Origin of the sequence: Streptomyces sp. NPDC058877 (genome assembly GCF_042742855.1) — a bacterium.
GTDB lineage: Bacteria > Actinomycetota > Actinomycetes > Streptomycetales > Streptomycetaceae > Streptomyces.
This window is the reverse complement of record NZ_JBHYMF010000293.1, coordinates 1-6,372: the sequence shown is the minus strand read 5'-3', so window position 1 is coordinate 6,372 and position 6,372 is coordinate 1. Positions and strand designations below refer to the sequence as shown.

The window sequence follows — 6,372 nt, the reverse complement described above, 5'->3', positions numbered from 1 at the left end:
CGGCAAGCCGGTGCGCACGGCCGAGAACGATGTGGACCGGCCGGACTGCCGCGTGACACTGCGCGCTCCGGGAGGAAACGGACCGGTGGGGTTCCCCTCCTACGGTGGAGGCCGTGACAAGAGGGACGGGTGGGGGCATGGTGCCCAGGAAACGCATCTCCTGAACCATCGGGACGGGACGGAACCGCCGTCAACTGCCGTGCGCTGACCCCTCTGGTGACGAGCCGCCCGGCCCTGCCGATCCCACACGTCATCGACAACGACCGCCGTCCGGCTCTTCCCGTCCTCCTCGGCGCCGTCACCGGTCCGTGCGTCCGCTCCGCTCCCGTCACAGCCGGCCCGTCGGCCCTGGTCATGCAGTCCGCCCTGGTCTTCACCGCCGTCCAGCGCTCGGTGCGCCGCGAAGGGCACGCATCCCGGCCGTGCCGCCCCGCGGTCCGACCGGGGGGAAGGGGTGGCGCGCGGGCGCATCATCGATCTGGGAGCGCTCTCAGAGAGGTGGTCGCTACAGATATCCTGGTTCGCACAGGACCGCACACGCCCCACCGCGGGCAGCTCGTCCGCACGGCCCGTCCGTCCGCCACGCCCAGCCCGAGGAGCGCCCGTCTTGACCGAGCAGACCGCGGGGCCCCGCCCCACGTTGGAAGCCGTTGCGGCACGCGCCGGAGTGTCCCGCGCCACGGCCTCCCGGGTCGTGAACGGCGGTGCGGGAGTCCGGGCTCCGCTCGTCGAGAAGGTGCGCAGGGCCGTCGAGGAACTCGGATACGTCCCGAACCATGCGGCCAGGACCCTGGTGACCCGGCGCAACGGCGCCGTGGCCGTAATCATCGCGGAGCCCGAGTTCCGGATCTTCTCGGATCCGTTCTTCGAGCAGCAGGTTCGTGGGATCAGTCGCGAACTGACCGTACACGACTCCCAGTTGGTGTTGCTGTGGGTGGAAGGCCCGGGGGACCACGAACGGATCTCGCGCTATCTGGGCGGCGGACACGTCGACGGCGCGCTGGCGTTCTCCCTGCACAGTGACGACGCGCTGCCGGCGGTGATCGAGCAGGCCCGGATTCCGGTGGTCGTCGGTGGGCGCCCGGCTCCGGGTACCGATCCGACCGTGCCGTTCGTCGACTGCGACAACCGTGGCGGGGCCCGGGAGGCCGTGCGCCATCTGGTGGGGCTCGGGCGGCGGACCATCGCGCACATTTCCGGCCCTCCGGACCAGACCTCGGCGATCGACCGGATCCGTGGTTACCGGGACGTGCTCCTCGACGCCGATTCCGCGCTGCTGTGCCGGGGCGACTTCACCGAGGAGAGCGGGGCCCGCGCGATGGCGGAGCTCCTCGACCGGCGGCCGGACGTCGACGGAGTGTTCGCCGCCAATGACCTGATGGCCTCGGGCGCGCTGCGGACCCTGCGGGAACGCGGTGTGCGGGTGCCGGAGGACGTGGCAGTGGTCGGCTTCGACGACATGGCTTCGGTGGTCGAACGGACTTCGCCCGCCCTGACCACCGTGCACCAGGACGTCGAGGGCATGGGCCGGTTGATGGTGAAGTTGCTCATGCGCTTGCTCGACGGAACCGGTCCGGAGATCCCCGGGTCGGTGATCACGCCCACTTCCCTGGTCCGCCGCGCTTCCGCGTGAGGCGCGCGCACCCTTCCGGGCGAGGCGAGCGCGGGGCGGCGGCCCGGAGGCGTTTCCAGGCCCGCCGCGGTCCGCCGAGGACGGGGTCAGTCGTACGGGATGACGACCACGGAGCGGTCGGTGCCGGTCTGGAGCCGTGAGTCGCCGTTGCCGATCGCGCTCCACACCTCCAGGCGGACCGTCCCGCCGTGCAGGTCACCGAGCGTTCCGGTGGCGGACTTCAGGCCGCGCGCCTGGTTGTACTCCTCCCAGCCGTCGATCGGGTCGGTCGCGAAGTAGTGGTAGGTCTCGGTCCGGTCGAAGGTGCCGTCGCCGGTGAGGTCGTAACTGATGCGGGCTTGCTGGCCGAGGCCGACGACCGTGCCGGCGTCGACCTGGAGGCGGAAGGCGGTCGAACCGTCGGATCTGAGCGTGCCGTTGACGCCCCTGACCTCGTAGACGAGCGGCGCGTGCGGGGTGCCGTCGTGGTTGGCGCCCTGGGCGGAGGCGATCGTGTCACTGCCGGCGGTCGCTCCGGTGGCGGTCGTCAGGATGCCGCCGGTACGGAGTTGGAAGGTGTTGCCGGTGGAGGGCCCCGGGCCCGGGTCGGTTCCCCCCGTTCCGGTGCCGGTCGCAGTGGAACGGGCCGGTACGGAAAGGGACTTGCCGTCGGAGAAGGTCACCGTGCGGGCGGTGGCGCCGTAGTTGTGGGCGGCGTAGGTGCGGGTGGTGCCCTTGGTGAAGACGGCGGAGGTGGGTATCGACCCGGTGACCGTGGCATCGGGGGCGCCGAGGCCGTCGAGGGCGGTGATCCAGTGGTAGGTGTGCGCCTTGGACTCCCCCGCCTCCGGGGTGTAGCCGGCGTTCCCGGAATCCCACTTGGCCTTGGCGGCGCCAGGGTCGGCGAGGGACTGGAACTCCCAGAGGACGTCGCGCCATTCGACGGCGGGACCGCCGTTCTCGCGTTCCATCTCGGCGAGGTTGCGCCGGATGGCGTCCTGGTGTCCACCGAGGTGCAGCGAGCCACCGGTCACCGGGAGGACGTTGATGCCGTGGATCTCTTCGGGGTTGGCGGTCCACCAGGTGGCGTAGGCGGCTCCGCTGCCCCAGACCATCCCGGCGGTGTCGTGCTGGAACGAAGCGGGGAAGACCTGCTGGTCGGCGTCGAACCAGTACTGGGCGATGGCCTCGCTCTCGGTGGTGAGCAGATAGGTGCCGAGGTCGCGCAGCGTCGTGTCGCCGGTGGCCGAGCCCCAGAGGACGAGGGCCGCGCTCAGGTTGGTGGACTCCGAGGAGGATTCCTGGTTGTTTCCGGCGGCGAAGCCCTGGTGTCCGCTGGCCCAGCTGTGGCCCGCGTAGACGTCGAAGCCGCGCAGGAACGGGAAGGAGCCGTCCGTGCGGCTGGGATTGGCGGTGTCGCGGACCAGGGTCTTGACCATGGCGCCCCAGGCCGGGTCGGCGGCCCAGGCCGGATCGTACTGGGCGACGATCGCCGCCGCGTACACGTAGTAGCCGTAGTGGAAGTGGTGGTCGTTGAGTTCGGTGTCGCTGCCGTAGGAAGCCGGGTAGCCGGTGAGGGTCTTCCAGGTCCGGTCGTAGGAGAACTCGTTGGCCCCGCCGGCTGTGAACCACTCCTGGAGCCGTCCCTTGATCAGGCCGAGCAGCTTGTCGCGGACGGCCCCCTCGCCGATCTGGTCGGCGAGCGGAACGAGTTGGGCGAGCTTGCCGAGGGCCTTGCCGGTCCAGTAGGTGTCGACGGCGCCGGAGAACGGGTCGGAGGAGTTGGCGACCTCGTTGAGGTACCCGCGCAGTCGGGCCGGGTCCACTCCGACTCCCGGGAGACCGGGCAAGGTGGCGGCGGCCGGCTGGGAGGTCGTGAAGGAGCTCGCTTCGCGGACCTTCATGGTGCCGCGGGGCGAGACGTAGGAGTACGGGGTGAGCGGGTCGGTGGTGTGCAGCCACTGGTGGCGGTAGAGCGCCTGGAGGGTGCCCCGCTCGGTACCCTCCTTCGCCTCGGTGGTGAGGGCGTAGGTGGCCCGGACGGTCCCGGCGCCGTAGCTCCAGTTCACCGTGGACCCGGTGACGAAGCTGTACGCGTACTTCCGATAGGTCGTGAGCGCGCCGGTGGAGGGCAGGACGGCGACGGAGAAGTAGTCCTTGCCGCCGAGGCCGGTGGTGATGGTCGTGCCGGAGACCTTCCAGTCGGTCCCGCTGGGGGCGAAGAGCGCGTAGTGGTGGCCTGCGACGGTGATGCCGAGGACGTTGCCCTGGTCGGCGAAGACGGAGGGCACCTGGGCGGTGGTGATCCGGGCGTCGCCGCCGGTGCCCTTGGCGTACACGAAGGGCAGGCCGTGGCCGATCGTGGTGCGCAGGGTCCGCGCACCGTCGGACCAGTAGGGGGTGACGGTCCAGTCGGACCAGGCGTCCGCCTTGGTGTCGGGCGAGTTGAGGCCGGTGAGGCCGAGGGTGAGGTCCCGCTTGTGGGCGAACTCGTACTGGCGGCCGTCACCGACGATCGCCGGGCTGGTCGGGTAGCCGATCTCCAGTCCGCCGGCGACGGCCTGGTAGGTGAGCGGGTGGCCGTACATGGGAGTGGAGTACGGGTTGTCGCCGTACCGCTGGAAGGCGAGGGAGGACCACCAGTCGTTGGTGGGGACCGGCTTGCCCTGCGCCGCGGAGGTCACCTTGGGGGTGACCGGCGTACCGGTGTTGGTGGTGGGTCCGGAGGTACCCGGAGGCCTGGTGTCGGAGTAGCTCCCGGCGCCGGCCGGGACGGTGGCCGCCGCCACGGGGGCGGCTGCGGGGCCGAGTCCCAGGGCGGAGAGGGCGGAGACCAGGACCAGCACTGCGGCCGGTCTGCTGCGGGGGGTTGGCATGAAGGAGCACCTCATGTCGTCGCGGCGGATGGGGGAGGTGGCACGGGGATACCGGTGAGAGCGCTCTCAAATTGCCGGAAACGTAGAACCCGTGAAACGGCCGTGTCAATAGATTGAACACGGAAGGGAGTTGGCACCTCCTTCCGTCCGATGTGCCTTCGAGGGTTGACGGATGCCCTTCCCGGGGGGCACGCTCCCTGCGCAAGATTGAGAGCGCTCTCAAGCATGGTCGACCGCTTTCGAACGCCGTGCACCGCTGCCGCTCGTCCCGCTCGTTCCGGAGCCAAGGAGGCTTCCCATGCCCATCGCCCGAGCCGCCAGGAGAACCACCGCCCGACTGGGAGCGGTCGTTCTCGCCGGGGCACTGCTCGCCGCCTGCGGAAATTCGACGGACACCGCGTCCGGGGACGGCGCCGGGGGCGAGGTCACGATCACCGTGGACCTGTTCGGCTCCTTCGGATACAAGGAGGCCGGGCTGTACGCGGAGTACGAGAAGCTCCACCCCGGCGTCACGATCAAGCAGACGGACACCGAGGACGAAGCCGACTACTGGAAGTCCCTGCAGACCCGACTCGCCGGCGGCGGCGGCCTCGCGGACGTCCAGGGCATCGAGGTCGGGCGGATCGCCTCCGTCGCCCAGCAGCAGACCGACCGGTTCGAGGACCTCAAGAAGTACGGGGCGGACGCGCTCGAGGACCAGTTCGCCCCGGCCAAGTGGGCCGCCGCCACCGGCAAGGGGGGCGAGGTCCTCGGCCTCGGCACCGACGTCGGTCCGGAGGCACTGTGCTACCGCACGGACCTCTTCGAGCAGGCCGGACTGCCGACCGATCGCCAGGAGCTCGCCGCGAAGTGGGCCACCTGGGACGGCTACCTGGAGCTCGGCAAGCAGTACAAGGCGAAGGCCCCCGCCAAGAGCACGTGGATCGACAGCGTGGGCAGCCTCTACTCGATCATGATCGGCCAGGAGGAGGAGCGGTACTACGACGCCTCCGGGAAGCTGATCTGGGAGGACAACCCGGCCCTGCGCAGCGCCTGGGACCACTCCGTCGAAGCCGCGCAGGCCGGCCTCAGCGCCAAGCTCGACCAGTGGTCCCCGCAGTGGAACCAGGCCTTCGCCGCCGGTTCCTTCGCCACCATCCCCTGCCCCGCCTGGATGCTCGGCTACATCAAGGGCCAGGCGGGTGAGGCCGGGAAGGGCAAGTGGGACATCGCCGCGCTTCCCGGTGGCGCCGGCAACTGGGGCGGTTCCTACCTCGCCGTGCCGAAGGCCGCGAAGCACAAGGAGGAGGCGTACGAGCTGATCAAGTGGCTGACCGCTCCCGAACAGCAGGCCCGCCTCTTCGAGAAGCAGGGCAACTTCCCCTCCTCCACCGGAGCGATCGAGAAGGTCACCGGCGCCAAGGACCCGTACTTCTCCGACGCGCCCATCGGCAAGATCTTCGGTGACGCCGCGAAGGCCGCCCCGGTACAGGTTCTCGGGGTGCACGACCAGAACATCGCCCAGCAGATCACCAATGCGCTGAGCGAGGTCGAACGGAAGGGCACCTCGCCCGAGAAGGCCTGGTCGAACGCGAAGAAGGGCGTCGCGAACACCATCGGCTGACCTCCCTCCCCCCGACGGGCCCGGCCCCACCCGGGCGCCTCCGGCGCGGACGGGCCCCGACTCCCCTCGGGTGCCCGTCCGACGCAGAGCCCCGCCCTCGCCCCCGGTCGACACCGACGGTCCCGCCCGCAGGCACGCCCCGTTCCGCACCGCAGGTGCCCCTCCGCACGTCCCGCTCCCCGCCCCCCCCCCCAGGTACCGAAGGGCCGCCCGGGACCCGCACCGCACCGCAGGCGCCGGCCGCCCCGCCGCGCGCCGCCCCGCCCCCCCGACCGGGGCCC

Annotated in this window: 3 protein-coding genes; 2 read left to right on the top strand and 1 reads right to left on the bottom strand. The window is 70.9% G+C overall.

The window, feature by feature from the left end; genetic code table 11:
* Positions 1 to 607: 607 nt before the first annotated feature.
* Positions 608 to 1,633, top strand: a complete 1,026-nt coding sequence (locus tag ACFW2Y_RS34100) for a LacI family DNA-binding transcriptional regulator (protein ID WP_384887127.1) — start codon at positions 608 to 610, stop codon at positions 1,631 to 1,633.
* Positions 1,634 to 1,719: 86 nt separating this feature from the next.
* On the opposite strand, the gene ACFW2Y_RS34095 is transcribed toward ACFW2Y_RS34100, so the two are convergent.
* Entirely contained in the window at positions 1,720 to 4,488 is a 2,769-nt protein-coding gene (locus tag ACFW2Y_RS34095) for a glycosyl hydrolase (protein ID WP_384887126.1), read from the bottom strand.
* A gap of 298 nt (positions 4,489 to 4,786) precedes the next feature.
* Between ACFW2Y_RS34095 and ACFW2Y_RS34090 the strand changes: the two genes are divergently transcribed.
* Positions 4,787 to 6,091 (top strand): extracellular solute-binding protein, encoded by a 1,305-nt coding sequence (locus tag ACFW2Y_RS34090; RefSeq protein WP_384887124.1) that lies wholly within the window; start codon positions 4,787 to 4,789, stop codon positions 6,089 to 6,091.
* Positions 6,092 to 6,372: the final 281 nt, after the last annotated feature.